Source organism: Mesorhizobium sp. XAP4 (genome assembly GCF_029269325.1).
In the GTDB taxonomy this organism is placed as follows: domain Bacteria; phylum Pseudomonadota; class Alphaproteobacteria; order Rhizobiales; family Rhizobiaceae; genus Mesorhizobium; species Mesorhizobium ciceri.
Window position 1 is genome coordinate 301,059 of sequence record NZ_JARIXW010000001.1, and the last position, 16,262, is coordinate 317,320.

Sequence of the window (16,262 nt, forward strand, 5' to 3'; positions counted from 1 at the left end):
GGGCCTTGAATGTCAGCGAGTGACGTCCACGGTAATCGTCTTCAGGTCGCACATTTCCATCAGCGTGTGCCGACCCCCGGTGCGGCCGAGGCCGCTCTGCGTCCCGGCGGCGCCGCCGGCAGGAATATGCGGCTCCCAATAGCAGCTCATCTCGTTGATGTTGACGATACCGACCCTCAGGCTTTCAGCAAAGGCAAAGGCGTTCTTGATGGTGCTGGTGAAGACCGCGGCCGACAGGCCGTAGGGGCTGGACGCCGCAAGTTCCATCGCCTCCTCGTCGGTCTCGAAGGTCAGGACGGGTGCAACCGGCCCGAAGGATTCCTCGACGTTGAGCAGGCTTTCCCGGGTCAGTCCTGTGACGATCGACGGCTCGAAATAGAGATTGGTAGCAAAACCCGACGCCACATTGCCGCCGGTGACGATCTCGGCGCCACGAGCGCGGGCGTCCGCAATGTGGCTGAGCACCTTGTCGACGGCGACCGCATTGTTGATCGGCCCCATCGTCGTCGCGGGATCGAAAGGGTCGCCCATTTTCACCTTCGCGGCCGCTTTCACCAGACCTTCGATAAACTGGTCATGGATGGATTTATGCACCAGCACACGTTCGGTGGCCGTGCAGATCTGCCCGGCATTGGCAAAGCAGCCGGCCCCCACCTGGGCGGCGGCCATGTCGATATCGGCATCGGCTAGCACGATGGTCGGACCGTTGCCGCCCATTTCGAGCAGAAGCGGCTTGCCCGCGCCACGCCGGGCGATCAACGCGCCGGTGGCGGAACTGCCGGTGAAGCCGATGGCATGGGTGCCCGGATGAACGACGGCCTCGTCGCCCACCTCCGCACCATCTCCCAGAACGAGATTGATGGCGCCGTCCGGCAAGCCCGCCTCGATGAAGCATTCGACAAGTGCCGTGGCAATCAGCGATGTCGTCGGCGCCGGCACCCAGACAACGGTGTTGCCCGTTGCGACGGCCGGTCCGAGATAGTAGAGGCAGGGCAGGGCGAGCGGGAAATTCCACGGCGTGATGATGGCAAAGATGCCCTTCGGCTGCAGGAAGCTGAAGGCGCGCTTGTTGGCATCGGCCAGGGGAAACGCCGCCGTCTCCAGCCACTTCATCTGCTCTGCCGCATTGCGGAAACCGAGAGCTGCCGCCGATGCTTCGGCCTTTGCCTCGCTGTGGAAGGGCTTACCCTGTTCCAGGCAGAGCAGGTGGGCAAGCTCTTCGGCGCGCCTGTCGATCGCGTCGGCGATGCGCATGCACAATTGAGCGCGTGCGAAGGTTCCCATCTTGCGCATGGTCTCGCGTGCGCCTTCGGCGGCTTTCACCGCGCGACCGACATCGGCGCGGGTGGAAAGGGAGAGATAGCCGAGATGCTCGCCCGCGCCGAGGGCAGCCTGGAAAAACAGGTCAGCATCATCGAGAATTTCATCAATCAGGGCGCGCCTTCAGCGGGCTTGCATTGTTCGGCAGGTAGATGGTGGCGGGAGCGCCGGCCCGGGCAGCCACATAGGCGGTGGCCAGGCCGTGATTGCCGCCGGATGCGGCGACCAGTCCGTTTTCGATCCGGCCCGGCTCGAGCGTTTTCACCCGGTTCGTGGCGCCCCGGATCTTGAAGGAGCCGCTCACCTGGAGGCATTCGAGTTTCAAATAGACATCATTTTGGAGGTTCGCGCCCGTGGCATGGTCGAGCTTGACGACCGGGGTGCGCCGTATGAAGGGGGCAATGCGCCGGGCAGCCGCCATGATGTCTTCATGGCTCATCGGTCAGTGCCTCCGGATATTCGTTGGCCAGCACGAAACAGCAATTCCCCGGGCGCACGCGGCCGGGTTGACGCTTGGCGAAAACGATGCCGTCGATGGGGTGAAGGAGATCGATGGGCGCGCGCGACGGCGTGTGGAGGAAGTGAATGCGTCCGGCAAGGTCGCCTTTGCTGACGGCACTGCCGAGCGGGCTCAAGGGTTCGAAGACACCGTCCTCCTCGGAAAGCAGATAGCCTTCGCTTCCGGGCACCTTGAGCACGCGTGCGTTGGCGCCAGGGGCAATGTCAGGCGCGCCCTTCAGGACGCCTGCATGTTTCAGCACATTGCGGATGCCCCTGCGGCAGATGGCCAACGCATCCGGACTGACAAGGCCGCCGCCGGCCATCTCGCTGCCGATGACGATCAGCCCCTGGTGATTGGCGGACGCGGTCGAGGTCCGGGTTTCACCGAGATTGTCGACCATGACAACGGTCGGCGCCCCGAAGGCGAGCGTCGCCTTGATGTTCTTGCGATGCCCCTGCGCGGTCGGGGAGGGCTCGATGATCGCGCTCGGCAGGATCATCAGGGACGAACCGCCGGAGTGGAGATCCAGGAAGTAGTCGGCCTTCGGAAACAGGATGTCATGCACATAGGCCGCTATCTGGCTTGTCAGCGTGCCGTTGAAATCGCCCGGAAAACTGCGGTTGAAATTCAACCCGTCGACCGGGGAGGTGCGGGTGCCGGCCTCGACGGCCCGAATGTTGATGGCCGGAATCGCGATGATGCGACCGGCAATATCCCGTGGATCGATCTCGCGCAGAAGCTCGCCGAGCGCGATCGGCCCCTCATATTCGTCGCCGTGGTTGCCACCCTCGATCAGGACCGTCGGACCGTCTCCGTTCTTGATGACGGCCAGCGGAACGCGGACCGTGCCCCAGGCATCGTCGTGCGGCGATTGGGGCACATGGAAGAAGCCGATCTGCTTGCCCTCGCGATCGAAATCGACCGACGTGTAAACACTGTTGTTCCGGGGCGTGATGGTCGCGCGGACAGTGTTTGCTGGTCTCTGTACGGTCATCGGCTCGGCCTCGAAATTCATTGTCCCCGTCATCATGTCAGTTTTATATATGGTGTCAAGTTTGGATATAAAACCAATGGCAATTCCGATTTCTTGTCTCTATCGTGCGTGGACCACCGGGGATTCTTCGAATGGCAGATGACGCAAAAGAGAGTGGCAAACCGACCTATTCGGCCCCGGCGCTGACGAAGGGTCTGGATGTCCTGGAGCTGCTGGCGGAGGCGCGGGCGCCCTTGACGATGAAGGAGATCGCGGAAGGCCTCGGTCGTTCGAAGAATGAGATTTTCCGGATGCTGATCGCGCTCCAGGAGCGTCAATATATCGAGCGCAACGCCGAGACCGACGCCTATTCGTTGACCGACAAGCTTTTCAAGCTGGGGCTGCACACGCCGAGCGCTCAGGACCTCATGTCCGCCGCAATGCCCGAGCTGACGCGGATTGCCGGGGACTCAAATCAGTCGCCGCACCTGGTCGTCTTCAATCATGGCTTGACCGTCGTGACCGCGGCCGTTCCCGGCGGCGAGGACATGGCGTTCACGCTGCGCCTCGGCTACGGCCGCCTGGCCACCGACGCGACCTCCGGCCATGTGATCCTTGCCTTCCAGCCGCCAAAGGTCGCGACGCGGATGATCGACGAATGTGCGGCACATTCGCCGTCGCCGCTGGATCGAGAGGCGCTGGAAAAGCAGCTTCGTACCATCCGCGCGGACGGTTACTGGATGCGCGAGAGCCGTGATTTCGTGGGCATCACCGATATCTGCTGTCCGGTCATCGGACCGGACGGCAGCGCCGTCGCCTCCATTATCGTCGCCTATATCAATCGCCATACGCGCGAAAGCCGCCATGCCTTTACTCTGGAGGTCCTGCGTGCTGCCTGCGATCGCGTCTCCATGAAGCTGTCACCGAAGGTTCGCTGAGGGGTCGTGGTGCGCTGACGGCGCGGACGAGGCACCGCCCGCGGGACGTTTGCACCGGATTGATAATACCAGTATGGGTCCAGTCAGGAATGTTTTGATCCTGGGTGCTTCTCGCGCGGGAGGAAGAGCAATGACAACCGTGAACCTGATCGGGCTTGTCAGTCGGGAGATGGAAGCGACAGCCTCCGATGTGCCGCTTTACAGACGGTTGAAATCGGCGATCGAGGCAGCGATCCGCTCCAATGCGTTGAAGGCCGGCGCGGTTCTGCCGGGCGAGCGGGTTCTGGCGGAAGCCCTGTCGATCTCGCGTGTCACTGTGAGAAAAGCTCTGGCGTTGCTAGAAGAGGAAGGGCAGCTCAATCGCCGGCATGGTTCCAAAACCGAGATCGGGTCGCGGGTCGAAAAATCGCTTTCGACGCTGACGAGCTTTTCGGAGGATATTCTGGCGCGCGGCCTGAGGCCTGGATGTCTATGGCTTTCCAAGCAGATAAGCCGTCCATCGCCAGCCGAAATGATGGCTCTTGGTATTGCCGCAAACACCAATGTAATCCGCATGCGCCGTGTGCGGACGGCCGATGGCGCGCCGATCGCCGTCGAGGTCTCGGCCGTGCCGGTTCGCTTCCTTCCTTCGCCCGAGATGGTTCAGGATTCCCTCTATGAAGCGCTAGATGCACGCGGCTTCCTGCCTCAGAGGGCAATCCAGCGCATGCGCTCGCGCGGCGCGTCGCTGGAGGATGCAAGACACCTTCATTGCGAGGCGGGCGCACCGCTGCTGATGACCGAGCGCCGCTGCTTTCTCGCCGACGGACAGATCGTGGAATACTGCGAGACACGCTACAAGGGAGACGTCTACGACTTCGTCTTCGAGCTGCAAAGATAATACCAGTCATGAACTGGTTGTAATCTGGTATTTTCCATTTATCGTGATGGCGACAAGGGAGTGCCGACGTGCAGCGGGAAGACATCGCCAACTGTCTCATCGTGTCCTGCCAGCCGGTTCCCGGCGGCCCGATGGACAGTGCGCAATTCGTTACGGGCTTTGCCAGGGCCGCTCTTGAAGCCGGAGCCAAGGCCCTGCGCATCGAATCCGTGCCTTATGTCGCGGCCGCCCGCCTGGCAGTCCGCGTGCCGATCATCGGTATCGTCAAGCGCGATCTCATCGACAGCCCCGTGCGCATCACGCCCTATCTGGCCGATGTCGAGGCGCTGGCCGAGGCGGGCGCCGATATCATCGCTTTCGATGCGACGGACCGTGTCCGTCCCGTTCCTGTCGAAGCGCTTGTGAAAGCCGTCAAGGCCAGGAACAAGCTGACCATGGCCGATTGCTCTTGCCTTGACGATGCGCGCCGGGCCCTTGCCGCGGGTGTCGATTTCGTCGGCACGACGCTTTCCGGCTATGTCGGCGGGCCGGAGCCGGAGGATCCGGACATCGCCCTCATCGCTCAAATGCGAACCCTGACCCCCTACGTCATCGCCGAAGGGCGTATCCGGTCGCCGGAGCAGGCGGCCGCCGCCGCGCGCGCCGGCGCCTGTGCCGTGGTTGTCGGATCGGCGATCACCCGTACCGAGCACGTCACCTCGTGGTTCCACCAGGCGATTTCCGAGGCCTATGCGGCAAGAGGCACGCAAACCGTGCTTGGCCCAACCGTGCTGGGCATCGACATCGGCGGAACCAAGACCATGGCCGCGCTGGTCAGCGGCGGCAAGGTGATCGAGGACATGATCGTGCCGACGGCGCGAGAGGCTGGACCCGACGCCTGGCTGGCATCCCTTGCGCAAAGCACGTCGGCCTGGTCGAGCCGCTTCAGTCGTATCGGCATTGCGGTGACGGGACTGGTGCACGATGGACGCTGGTCGGCGTTGAATCCGGCGACGCTTGGCATTCCCGACGGCTACCCGCTGGTCGAAAGGGCATCCGCTGTTTTCGGCAAGCCCGTCTGTGCGTTCAACGATGCCCAGGCAGCCGCCTGGGGCGAACACAAATTCGGCGCCGGGCAAGGTCGCGACATCGTCTTTCTGACCATCTCGACCGGAATTGGCGGCGGCATCGTTTGCAACGGCCGATTGCTGTCCGGTCTTGCCGGTCACTTCGGTCTGATCCGTGGTTTGTCTGCAGACCAGGCCCCGCTCGAAGACAGCACCTCCGGCCGCTGGATCGCTTCGCAGGCCCTCAAGGCCGGCTTCAAGGCCGATGCCGCCGATGTGTTCGGGCTTGCGCTGAAGGGCGAGGCCTGGGCCGACGCCATCGTCTCGCGGAGCGCCTCGCGGGTCGCGACGCTGTGCCGGGACATTCAGATGATGTTCGATCCGAAATCGATCGTCATCGGCGGCAGCATCGGTCTTGCCGATGGCTATCTCGACCGGGTGCGCGCGCATCTGGGCGAGGTTCCACCGCGCCTTTCCTCCAATCTCGTTGCGGCGAAGCTCGCGGGCCACGCCGGCGTCATCGGTGTTGCCGATCTTGCCGAATGGGCAAGGTAGCGGCGGCCGGTCATGCCATGCAAAAATCATCAAAAAAGAAGGGAACGATCATGAAATTGAGCAGGACGTCTTTTGCGCTTATGGCCACCCTCCTCGCGGGGACAGCTTTGCCGACCTTTGCCAATGCAACCGTGACCGTGCTCGGCTGGCCTGGCGGGTCCGAGGAAACCGCACTGCGGGCAACCGTGGAAACCTACAACAAGCAGGCAAGCGATGCCGACAAGGTGGAGCTGCTGTTCTTCAACCGCGAAGGCTTTTACGACAAGCTGCAGGCCGACATGGCGGCCGGATCCAACGCCTTCGACGTGAACCTCGTCGCCACCTACTCGCTCGGTCGCTACGCGCCCTATATGGAGCCGGTCGATCTTGGCGCGGATGCGGCCAAGGTTTTCGGCGAATCCGTTCTCAAGACGATGCAGTTCGACGGCAAGCAATACGGCGTGCCGACCGACCTTTCGCTGCACTTCATGTACTACCGCAAGGATCTCGTCGACGCCTTGAGCAGGGATGACGCCGCCAAGAAGACCTATGGTGAAATCGCCCAGAAATATCTCGGCAAGCCGCTGCAGCCGAAGGACCCGGACAGCTGGACCTGGGACGACTGGGCGGCCACCGCCCTCTATTTCACCAAGCAGGTGAACCCCGACAGCCCGGTGCGTTACGGCACGGTCCTGCAGATGAAGAACCTGCTGTTCAACATGATGGTCTTCCAGTCCCTGCCGCGCTCCTACGGCGGCGACTGGATGGACAAGAACCGCAATGTCACGGTGGATTCCGATGCCTACAAGACCGGCCTCGAGCTCTACAAGAAACTCTATGATGCCGGGTCATCGCCCAAGGATTCGCTGAGCTACGAATATGCGGAAACCAACGCGGCCTTCGCATCCGGTCAGGCCGCGACAGCACTGCAGTGGAATGCCGCGGCGGCGGATCTGACCAGCACCGAAAAATCTCCGGCGGTCGCCGAGGTGACCGGGATTGTCGCGCCGCCGGCAGGTCCCGACGGACGCGCCGATCATATCCACGGCCTTGGTTTGGGCCTCAACAAGAACGCCAAGAACAAGGAAGGCGCCGTCAAGTTCCTGAAGTGGCTCGCCACCGAGGATGCGGCCTTGCTCTATGCGCGCAGCGGCGGTTCGCCGGCATTGTCTCCCGATGTCGTCGCCAAGGTTGCGAAGGAACGTCCCGATCTCGTCAAGCTCGGCGAATTCGCCAGCAAGTACGGCTATGTCATGACCGGAGCGACGTCCGCGAGTGCGCTCCCGGTCTATGAGCTGCAGGCAAAGGAGTTTACCGGCTACTGGTCCGGCCAGCAGAGCCTCGAGGATGCGCTCGCCCACACCAAGGCGGGCATGCAGGACCTTCTCAAGAAATGAACCATTTGCCGGACGCCGGGTCGAGCTCGGTGTCCGGCGCGTTTGGCGGATCGAGATGGCCCTTGTGACACGTGCCGAAGGCAGGATGTATCTGACGCCGCTGGTCGGCTTCCTGCTGCTGTTCCTCGGCTTTCCGGCGATCGTCAATCTGATCTATTCCATTTCGACCGTCACATTCGAGACGCTGCGCAGTCCGGTGTTGAGCGGTTTCAGCAACTATGTCGCGGTGTTGAACGACCGCGAATTCTGGAGCTCGGCCTGGTTCTCTCTGCGCTTCGGTATTCTTACCGCATCAGCGGAATGTCTGATCGGTCTTTTCCTTGCCATCTTCCTGGCACCGCTTCTGAGCAAGCGACCAGTCCTGATGGCGCCGTTGATGCTGCCGCTGATGGTCGCGCCGGCCATGGTCGGTCTCATGTACCGGCTGGTGCTGCATGAATTTGCGGGCCCCGTCCCCTACTATCTCTTCGAATGGTTCGGTGACAGCCCGGCCTTCCTCGACATCAACAATGCCTTCCGCACCCTTGTCGTCGTGGAGACGCTGCAATGGACGCCTTTCGCCTTCCTGCTCTTCTACATGGCCTATTCGGCCATACCGCTCGACGTGCGCGAAGCCTCCTCGCTCGATGGCGCATCACCGTTTGAGATCGTCCGGTGGATCGACCTGCCATTGATGAAGCCGACGCTGGTCATCGCGTTTTTCATCCGTTTCATCGACGGTTTCCGAGTGTTCGACAATGTCTATGCATTGACCGGCAGTGGTGCAGGAGGTTCAACGACGTCCTTGTCGATCTACATCTACCAAGCCTTCTTCAAGGAAGGGGCTATTGGCAAGGCGGTCGCCGCCTCGGTTGTCCTGTTCATGGCGTCGTTCATCGTTCTCCACTGCCTTAACCGGCTTGCCGGCCGCAGGAAGCGTTGACGATGGCCGGGGCACTGCGCTGGATCGTTTTTGCCATCGCCGTGCTGGCGATGAATTTCCCCATTATCGTGACGCTGATCACATCGCTCAAAAGCCAGCGCGAGCTTTCGACGAACCCCGGTTTGTGGATCAGCCAGCCGACGCTCGACAACTATCTGGAGGTCCTGACGCAGACCAGCCGCTTCAACATCTATGCCTATCTGCTGAACAGCACCGTGGCGGCGCTGATCGGAACCGGCCTTGCGATCGTGCTCGCGTTCCCGGCTGCCTATGCGATCGCGCGCAGCGAGGCGGGAAAGCGCTTGGTCCTGCCGATCGTCATCAATCTTCGCGCCGTGCCGCTGATCATCTTCGCGATCCCGCTTTACATGATGTACCAGTGGCTGGGCCTGCTCGATACGCGGATCGGGCTCGGGCTCATCCTGACCATCGTCAACGCGCCGCTTGCACTCGTCATCCTGGTAAACGCGATTTCAGATGTACCAGTCGAACTCGACGAGGCGGCGAAAGTCGATGGCGCACGTTCCTTGCAGGTGATGATGATGATCGTCCGGCCCGTCATCCGACCGGCGCTCGTCACAACCTTCATCTTCGGCTTCATCACCGCCTGGAACGAATTCCTCTTCGGCCTCATGCTGACAACCAGTCGTGCCGTGCCGATGACGGTCGGCGCATCCTTCTTCTTCGCCGCGAGCGGCGGTGGCGTAAAATGGGGAACCGCTTCCGCCGTCATGATGCTGGGCGCCTTGCCGCCGGCACTGCTGGGTCTTGTGATGTATCGGCAGATATCGGGATCCATGACCGCTGGGGCGGTCAAGGGCTAAAGCAAGAAGAAGTTCGTCTTTCCGACAAATTGGACAACCCAATCCGACAGCGCCAGCGCACTTGTCAGGCCAGGTGACTCGATTCCGAAAAGACGGATCAGCCGTCCGGACGGATCTGCCAGAATGTCGAAATCGCCGAACTGCAACCCGTTCGTTAGGCCGTAGCCCACAATAGCTCGGCTCCAGTTCCCCCTCTCTCAGCCCCGGCCAATAGATGGCGCGTAAAATGGTGTGGCCTCGGGCTGGCCGAGGAAGGAAGAAATGGTGCAGCTTGCTGATGGCGAAATCGCGATGGCGCAGACGCAACGCAGTCTGGTTAGGTCCAGCCTAAGCCGAACTACTGAAAATCATAATTTGTGCAGCGCACCCAACGTGCTTTGCTCCGCCATCGGCTGAAAGAAAACAAGAAAAGAATGTCAGGCGACAGGCTTCGGCGATGCCTCCGGAGCGGGTTTCGTTCGGGCCGGGATAACGCCCGACTTCAGAAAAACAGGGGAACGTGATGACGACAATAATCTCGAAGTTTCGCCGGGCCGCGCTGGTGGCCGGCATTGCGCTCAGCGCCATATCGGTGAGCCTCCACGCCGAAGCTGGCAGCTTGAAACTGGGCATGACGACCTGGGTGGGGTACGGACCGCTCTTCCTTGCCCGTGACATGGGCTACTTCAAGGAAGGTGGGCTCGATGTCTCGCTTGAAATCATCGAGGAAGCATCGCTGTATATGGCGGCTGTTGCCGCCGGCGAGCTCGACGGCAGCGCCTCGACCGTCGACGAGATCATGAAGTATCGTTCGAAGGATGTTTGCTTCAAGTCGGTCTATGCGCTGGATGACAGCCATGGCGGCGATGGCGTGCTCGCGCCCAGCGGGGTCAAGAGCATCGCCGACCTCAAAGGCATGGACGTAGCGCTGAACGAGGGTTCAGTGTCGCAGTTCTGGTTCAATATCCTGCTCAAGCAGGCCGGTCTCACCCAGGCCGATGTGAAGATCACCAACATGACGGCAGACGATGCCGCCGCCGCCTTCATGGCCGACCGCATTCCCGTTGCCGTCACCTGGGAACCGCATCTGACGCTGGCCAAGAAGGAAAACAAGGGACAGGTGCTGATCGACTCCTCCAAGACACCCGGCTTGATCGTCGATGTGGTGGCGCTCAACTGCGACTACATCACGAAGAACCCCGGAGATGTCGAGGCGCTGGTGAAGGGCCTCTACAAGGCCAACGAGTTCATCAAGGAGAATCCTGAGAAGGCGTATGAGGTGATGGCCAAAGGCGTCGGTGGCTGGCTGAAGGATCCGAAGGACTTCGCTTCCTCGGCCGCTGGCGTGAACTTCTACGGTAAGCAGCGCAATGCCGAATTCTTCGCCGGTGGCGAGACTGGCGAAGCCGGCAAGCTGATCAAGCTGGGCGGCGATATCTGGGGCGGCTTCGGCAAGCTCAAAATGGACGTCAAGTATGACGACCTCGTCGATACGTCCTTCCTTGGGAAGTAGCTTGGCCTTGGAAAGTAGCTTGGCCTTGGAAGTAGCTTGGCCTTGCAAAGTAGCTTGGCCTGCGAAGTAATTTGACGTTGCAAAGTGATTTGGCTGAACCGGAGGCGGACCTCGCGCCTCCGGTCCAAGCGGCCCAAAAGGGTATCCCGTGACACTAGCACCGAACACGAGCTCTCTGGTCAGCAATGGCGTGACCGCGAGAGTTGAAGAAGATCAGGCCGGTCGATCCGTCCTGAAAGTCATCGCCACACCGTTTCGGGCTGTGCCGCGCTCTCTCTCCATTACGCTCGGCTTCATGGTCTGGATCGCCGTCATCGGCGGCTGGTTCGCGCTGACCTATTCCGGAGCGGTCAAGGAAATGTTCCTGCCTCGCCCCGAATCCGTGTTGTCCACCACCATCAGCATGGCGCTTGACGGGTCGTTGTGGGAGCATGTTTTCGCCAGCGTCCAGGTGGTGTTGATCGGCTTCGTCCTTTCGAGCATCGTTGCGGTGCCGCTTGGATTGACGATGGGCACCTATCGCATCGTCCAGGCCGTTCTCGAACCGTTGGTCAATTTCATACGCTATCTGCCGGTGACGTCCTTCGTGCCGCTTTTCATCCTGTGGATCGGCATCGGCATCGAGCAGCGCGTTGCCGTCATCGTCTTCGGCGTCTTCTTCCAGCAGCTCGTCATGATCGCCGACAGCGCTCGCAGCGTCCAGCGCGACCTCGTCAACGCAGCCTATACGCTCGGCACGAAACCAGGCGACACGGTCTTCCACATCGTCTTTCCAGCCACGCTTCCGAGCGTGCTGGATGTGCTGCGCGTCACCATGGGCTGGGCCTGGACCTATCTCGTCGTGGCCGAACTCGTCGCCGCCCGCAGCGGACTTGGCTACATCTCGCTCAAAGCCATGCGCGGCTTTCAGGTCGACGTGATCTTCATGGCCATCGCCATGATCGGCATCCTTGGTCTTTGCACCGACCAATTGTTCCGGGGCATCCGCCGCCTCGTCGCTCCCTGGGCCAATTGAGGAACACGCACACATGGACGCCCTGAATCTTACGACGAAACCAAAGAGTTCCGAAATAGGCATCGACAATGTGGTCCTGCGCTACGGCAAGGGTGACAATGCGGTGCTGGCGCTGGATGGCATTTCCTTTCACGTCGTGCCCAACGAATTCTGTGTGATCGTCGGCCCATCGGGCTGCGGCAAGTCGAGCCTGCTTTATCTCGTCGCCGGTCTCGAGGAGCGCACCGGCGGCATGATCGTAGTCGGCGGCAAGCCTGTTACCGAGCCGGGCCCGGATCGCGGCATGGTGTTTCAGGCATATACGCTGTTTCCCTGGCTTACGGTGGCGCAGAACGTCGAATATGGCCCGAAGCGAAAGGGCATTGCGCCGGCCGAGCGCAGGGTCATTGTCGAGCATTTTCTCCACGAGGTCGGTCTGGCAAAGTTCGCCAACCATTACCCGTCTCAGCTGTCGGGCGGCATGAAGCAGCGCGTTGCGATTGCGCGCGCGCTCGCCAATGATCCGGACGTGCTGCTGATGGATGAGCCTTTTGGAGCGCTCGACAGCCAAACCCGTCACAGCATGCAGAAGCTTCTGCTGAGGATCTGGGATCATTCCAAGAAGACGGTCCTGTTCGTTACCCATGACATCGACGAAGCGATCCTGCTGGCGGACAGGGTGCTCGTCATGTCCGGCCGGCCCGGTCAGATCAAGAAGGAAATCCGCGTGGGCCTCCCGCGTCCACGCAGCATGGATCTGGTCATGGAGCCGAACTTCATCGCCATGAAGCGGGAGATCCTCGAGCTCCTGAAGAACGACGAAGACGACGAGCACTAATGCATGTCGCTCAAAAGTGACCTCGGTTTTGGGCAGACGACATGCATGAAACAGACATCGGCAGTCTTCGGTGTGGATGACGAAACGGGCAAGGCATGAGCATCGAGGCGGCGGAATTTGACTATGTCGTCATTGGCGCGGGCTCGGCCGGCTGTGTCTTGGCAAACAGGCTGAGCGCAGACCCGGCAGTTCGTGTGTGCCTGATCGAGGCGGGCGGCAGCGACGACCGCACCAGGGTGCGCGTGCCGGCCGGCATTCTCTCGCTCTACGGCAATCCGAACTTCGACTACGGCTACAAGGGCGTGCCGCAGCCGCTGCTCAACAACCGCCGCATACCCGTCAACCGGGGCAAGGTTCTTGGCGGGTCGAGTTCGATCAACTCGATGGTCTATATTCGTGGCGCCGCGCACGACTACGATGAATGGGCAGCGCTTGGCTGCGCCGGGTGGTCCTATGCCGATGTCCTGCCGGTCTTCAAGAAATTGGAGCGGAACTGCCTGTTGCAGAGCCCCGCCTATCACGGATTCGACGGCGAATTGCTGGTCGACAATCCGCGCGATCCCAACGTGGTATCCAGCCTGTGGGTTGAGGCGGGCAGAGGCGTAGGCCTGCCCGAGAACCGCGACTTCAATGCCGGTGGCCAACTCGGCCTCGGCATCTACAACGTGACCCAGAACAGAGGCGAGCGCTTCTCGGCCTACAGCGCCTTTGTCCGGCCGGTTCTCGGCCGCTCGAATCTGCGGATATTGTCAGGCGTCGAGGTTCTTGATCTGGCGATTGAACGCGAGCGCGTCACCGGCGTCAACGTGATCAGGGAAGGCGCAACCCAACGGTTGGGGTGCCGAGCGGAGGTCGTCCTCAGCGCGGGTGCGATCGGATCGCCGCGCATTCTGCTTGCTTCCGGCGTCGGCCCGGCCGGGGAGCTGAAAGCAGCGGGGATTGAACCGGTCGCGAACCTGCCAGGCGTCGGTAAGAACTTGCGCGACCATGTCGATGGCATGATCACGGTGCGATCGAACAGCCGCAAGACGCTCGGCCTTTCACTTGCCAATCTTCCGGCGATGCTGGCGGCGCCGTTCCAGTATTTCGCCCGGCGCAAAGGCATGCTGACGACCAACTATGTCGAAGCCGGCGGCTTTGCCAGGACGAAGTATGCCGGGAGCATACCCGACATTCAGTTCCACTTCGTGCCGGGCTATCGCAGCCATCGCGGTCGGCTCGTCGAATATGGCCACGGCTATGCCGTGCACACCTGTGTGTTGAGACCGGGGAGCGTCGGCGAAATCACGCTTCAACGCGACGGCACCCGCCGCAATATGCTCATAGACCATCGCTTCTTCAGTGACGAACAGGATGCCCTGACCCTCGTCGAGGGCATAAAGGTCGCGCGTTCGATCCTGGCTTCGCCGGTTTTTGGCGGCATCCGCGGACCGGAAATCCTGCCTGGGCCCGACGTGAACACCGATGACGAGATTCTCGCCTATCTGCGTGCCGAGGCTCTTACCGTCTATCATCCGGTTGGCACGGCCAGGATGGGCAACGACGCCATGGCGGTGGTTGATCCCGCCGGTCTCAAGGTGCGCGGTTTCGACAATCTGCGCGTCGCTGATGCCTCCGTCATGCCGACATTGATCGGTGGCAACACCAATGCGCCATCCATGATGATTGGCGAAAAGGCGGCTATGGCAATACTGGCGTAGCCGTCTGCGCGCGGCCAATTCAGCATTTAGGAACAAGCTAACCACTGCCACATGAAATCGTAATTTTCGCTGCCCGGTCCCTCCAGTAAACCAACGATCAGACCTCCGCCGCATGCGCAGAAACTCTCGGGGAGGGCCAGAAAGGGCCGCTGAATGCCAGTCGAAACAGTAGACACGCTTGTTGTTGGCGGCGGCCAGGCGGGGCTGGCGATGAGCGAGCATCTAAGCAAGTGCGGCGTGCCCCATCTCGTGCTGGAGCGGGACCGCATCGCCGAACGCTGGCGTAGCGAGAGATGGGACTCGCTGGTTGCCAATGGTCCCGCCTGGCATGACCGTTTTCCCGGCATGGAATTTCCCAATGCCGGTCCGGATGCCTTTATCGGCAAGGAGAAGGTCGCCGACTATTTTGTCGCTTACGCCGACATGATCGCTGCCCCCATCCGTTGCGGCGTGGAGGTCAGGAAAGTGGAAAGGCTTGTCGGCCGTCCCGGCTTCCGGATCGAAACCTCGAATGGCGTGATCGAAGCCAGGAGCGTGGTTGCCGCCACCGGCGCTTTCCAGCATCCGGTCATCCCGGCCGTCGTTCCCGGGGACGCCGGACCTATGCAGATACATTCCAGCGCCTATCGCAATCCCGGCCAACTACCCAAAGGCGCGGTGCTGGTGGTCGGCTCCGGGTCTTCGGGGGTGCAGATCGCCGACGAGCTCCAGCGTGCGGGACGGCGGGTTTATCTCTCGGTCGGGCCGCACGATCGGCCGCCGCGGGCCTATCGCGAACGTGACTTCTGCTGGTGGCTGGGGGTTTTGGGCAAGTGGGACGCGCAGGCGCCTGCGCCCGGCACCGAACATGTCACCATCGCGGTCAGCGGCGCGCGTGGCGGCCAGACGATCGACTTCCGGCGCCTTGCCGCGCAAGGGATGACGCTGGTTGGCCGGACCGAATCCTACAGGCACGGTGTGATGACCTTCGCACCCGATCTGGCCAAGAATATCGCGCGCGGCGATGCGAATTACATGTCGGTTCTGGACGAGGCAGATGCCTATGTCGCCCGCAACGGCCTCGACCTTCCCCCGGAGCCCGAGGCCCGCAAGATCGGCCCGGACCCGCAATGCATGACCGATCCCATTCTCGAGCTGAACCTGTCGGAAGCCGGGATAGGTTCGATCATCTGGGCGACGGGATTCACCGTCGACTACAACTGGCTGAAGGTCGATGTGTTCGACGAAAGGGGCAAGCCGAAGCACCAGCGCGGTGTGTCGACCGAGCCCGGCATCTATTTCCTCGGACTGCCTTGGCAATCGCGCAGGGGGTCGAGCTTCATCTGGGGCGTCTGGCACGACGCGCAGCATGTGGCCGACCATATTTCCACGCAGCGCAAATACCTGGCCTACCATGCGTCCGCGAAGCGCGAGACCAAGGTGGCATAGACACGGCACCTCAAACGGGATGCCCCGACCTCGAGCCTGATCCGACGGAGACCAAGATGGCGCATACAAGAATTCGAAAGTTCAACACCAAGGACACTTATCCCGAGCAGAAGCTCGACAATGATCTGTGCCAGGCGGTCGTTACGCGGGGCGGCAGGACCGTCTATCTGCGCGGCCAGTGTCCGCAGGACCTCGACACGGCCAAGAACATCGACAGCCATGATCCGGTCGAGCAGACGCACAAGGTCATGCAGAACATCCGCCAGCTGATCGAGGAGTGCGGCGGCACCATGGAGCACCTGGTCAAGGTGGTGGTCTACATCACCGATGTGCGCCATCGTGAGGCAGTCTACCGCACCATGGGCGAGTATATCAGAGGCGTGCATCCCGTCTCGACCGGCCTTGTCGTGCAGGCCCTGGCGCGGCCGGACTGGCTGGTCGAGATCGACGGCACCGCCGTCATTCCGGACTGAT

Annotated in this window: 15 protein-coding genes; 12 read left to right on the top strand and 3 right to left on the bottom strand. The window is 61.6% G+C overall.

The window, feature by feature from the left end; genetic code table 11:
- Positions 1 to 12: 12 nt before the first annotated feature.
- From P3C39_RS01555 to P3C39_RS01565, 3 genes are read right to left on the bottom strand one after another with little or no spacing between them, the layout of a single operon-like run.
- Positions 13 to 1,434: an aldehyde dehydrogenase family protein gene (locus P3C39_RS01555; protein ID WP_346016434.1), complete on the bottom strand. Its 1,422-nt coding sequence runs from the start codon at positions 1,432 to 1,434 to the stop codon at positions 13 to 15.
- Positions 1,427 to 1,759 (bottom strand): pyridoxal-phosphate dependent enzyme, encoded by a 333-nt coding sequence (locus P3C39_RS01560; protein ID WP_224674946.1) that lies wholly within the window; start codon positions 1,757 to 1,759, stop codon positions 1,427 to 1,429. Before P3C39_RS01560 ends, P3C39_RS01555 begins: the two co-directional genes overlap by 8 nt.
- Entirely contained in the window at positions 1,749 to 2,852 is a 1,104-nt protein-coding gene (locus tag P3C39_RS01565) for a succinylglutamate desuccinylase/aspartoacylase family protein (protein WP_224620669.1), read from the bottom strand. The genes P3C39_RS01560 and P3C39_RS01565 overlap by 11 nt, the downstream gene beginning before the upstream one ends.
- Positions 2,853 to 2,947: 95 nt before the next feature.
- Between P3C39_RS01565 and P3C39_RS01570 the strand changes: the two genes are divergently transcribed.
- The 12 genes from P3C39_RS01570 (at position 2,948) to P3C39_RS01625 (ending at position 16,261) form a co-directional block, all read left to right on the top strand.
- Entirely contained in the window at positions 2,948 to 3,733 is a 786-nt protein-coding gene (locus P3C39_RS01570; RefSeq protein WP_275952507.1) for an IclR family transcriptional regulator, read from the top strand.
- 130 nt (positions 3,734 to 3,863) lie between these two features.
- Entirely contained in the window at positions 3,864 to 4,613 is a 750-nt protein-coding gene (locus P3C39_RS01575; RefSeq protein ID WP_275952508.1) for a GntR family transcriptional regulator, read from the top strand.
- Between the two features lie 68 nt (positions 4,614 to 4,681).
- Positions 4,682 to 6,214: a putative N-acetylmannosamine-6-phosphate 2-epimerase gene (locus P3C39_RS01580; protein ID WP_275952509.1), complete on the top strand. Its 1,533-nt coding sequence runs from the start codon at positions 4,682 to 4,684 to the stop codon at positions 6,212 to 6,214.
- Between the two features lie 80 nt (positions 6,215 to 6,294).
- A complete protein-coding gene (locus P3C39_RS01585) occupies positions 6,295 to 7,590 on the top strand; it encodes a sugar ABC transporter substrate-binding protein (RefSeq protein ID WP_224674950.1) in 1,296 nt (431 codons plus the stop codon).
- A 55-nt stretch (positions 7,591 to 7,645) separates the two neighbouring features.
- Positions 7,646 to 8,512: a sugar ABC transporter permease gene (locus P3C39_RS01590; RefSeq protein WP_275952510.1), complete on the top strand. Its 867-nt coding sequence runs from the start codon at positions 7,646 to 7,648 to the stop codon at positions 8,510 to 8,512.
- A gap of 2 nt (positions 8,513 to 8,514) precedes the next feature.
- Positions 8,515 to 9,336 carry a carbohydrate ABC transporter permease gene (locus P3C39_RS01595; protein ID WP_275952511.1) on the top strand — a complete coding sequence of 274 codons (822 nt, stop codon included), beginning with the start codon at positions 8,515 to 8,517 and terminating at the stop codon, positions 9,334 to 9,336.
- Positions 9,337 to 9,838: 502 nt separating this feature from the next.
- Positions 9,839 to 10,828, top strand: coding sequence for an ABC transporter substrate-binding protein (locus P3C39_RS01600; RefSeq protein WP_013530444.1), 990 nt, complete (start codon positions 9,839 to 9,841; stop codon positions 10,826 to 10,828).
- A gap of 148 nt (positions 10,829 to 10,976) precedes the next feature.
- Positions 10,977 to 11,843, top strand: a complete 867-nt coding sequence (locus tag P3C39_RS01605; protein ID WP_275952512.1) for an ABC transporter permease — start codon at positions 10,977 to 10,979, stop codon at positions 11,841 to 11,843.
- 13 nt (positions 11,844 to 11,856) lie between these two features.
- Positions 11,857 to 12,660: an ABC transporter ATP-binding protein gene (locus tag P3C39_RS01610; RefSeq protein WP_275952513.1), complete on the top strand. Its 804-nt coding sequence runs from the start codon at positions 11,857 to 11,859 to the stop codon at positions 12,658 to 12,660.
- A gap of 95 nt (positions 12,661 to 12,755) precedes the next feature.
- Complete coding sequence (locus P3C39_RS01615) at positions 12,756 to 14,360, top strand: GMC family oxidoreductase N-terminal domain-containing protein (RefSeq protein WP_275952514.1); 1,605 nt, start codon at positions 12,756 to 12,758, stop codon at positions 14,358 to 14,360.
- Positions 14,361 to 14,513: 153 nt separating this feature from the next.
- Positions 14,514 to 15,788 carry an NAD(P)/FAD-dependent oxidoreductase gene (locus P3C39_RS01620; RefSeq protein ID WP_275952515.1) on the top strand — a complete coding sequence of 425 codons (1,275 nt, stop codon included), beginning with the start codon at positions 14,514 to 14,516 and terminating at the stop codon, positions 15,786 to 15,788.
- 56 nt (positions 15,789 to 15,844) lie between these two features.
- Positions 15,845 to 16,261: a RidA family protein gene (locus P3C39_RS01625; protein WP_013530449.1), complete on the top strand. Its 417-nt coding sequence runs from the start codon at positions 15,845 to 15,847 to the stop codon at positions 16,259 to 16,261.
- Position 16,262: the final 1 nt, after the last annotated feature.

Bases quoted from the DNA above. Each gene is read 5' to 3' on its own strand.
- P3C39_RS01560 (WP_224674946.1), bottom strand. From the start codon at position 1,759: ATGAGCCATGAAGACATCATGGCGGCTGCCCGGCGCATTGCCCCCTTC.
- P3C39_RS01565 (WP_224620669.1), bottom strand. From the start codon at position 2,852: ATGATGACGGGGACAATGAATTTCGAGGCCGAGCCGATGACCGTACAG.
- P3C39_RS01570 (WP_275952507.1), top strand. From the start codon at position 2,948: ATGGCAGATGACGCAAAAGAGAGTGGCAAACCGACCTATTCGGCCCCG.
- P3C39_RS01575 (WP_275952508.1), top strand. From the start codon at position 3,864: ATGACAACCGTGAACCTGATCGGGCTTGTCAGTCGGGAGATGGAAGCG.
- P3C39_RS01585 (WP_224674950.1), top strand. From the start codon at position 6,295: ATGGCCACCCTCCTCGCGGGGACAGCTTTGCCGACCTTTGCCAATGCA.
- P3C39_RS01590 (WP_275952510.1), top strand. From the start codon at position 7,646: ATGGCCCTTGTGACACGTGCCGAAGGCAGGATGTATCTGACGCCGCTG.
- P3C39_RS01595 (WP_275952511.1), top strand. From the start codon at position 8,515: ATGGCCGGGGCACTGCGCTGGATCGTTTTTGCCATCGCCGTGCTGGCG.
- P3C39_RS01600 (WP_013530444.1), top strand. From the start codon at position 9,839: ATGACGACAATAATCTCGAAGTTTCGCCGGGCCGCGCTGGTGGCCGGC.
- P3C39_RS01610 (WP_275952513.1), top strand. From the start codon at position 11,857: ATGGACGCCCTGAATCTTACGACGAAACCAAAGAGTTCCGAAATAGGC.
- P3C39_RS01615 (WP_275952514.1), top strand. From the start codon at position 12,756: ATGAGCATCGAGGCGGCGGAATTTGACTATGTCGTCATTGGCGCGGGC.
- P3C39_RS01620 (WP_275952515.1), top strand. From the start codon at position 14,514: ATGCCAGTCGAAACAGTAGACACGCTTGTTGTTGGCGGCGGCCAGGCG.
- P3C39_RS01625 (WP_013530449.1), top strand. From the start codon at position 15,845: ATGGCGCATACAAGAATTCGAAAGTTCAACACCAAGGACACTTATCCC.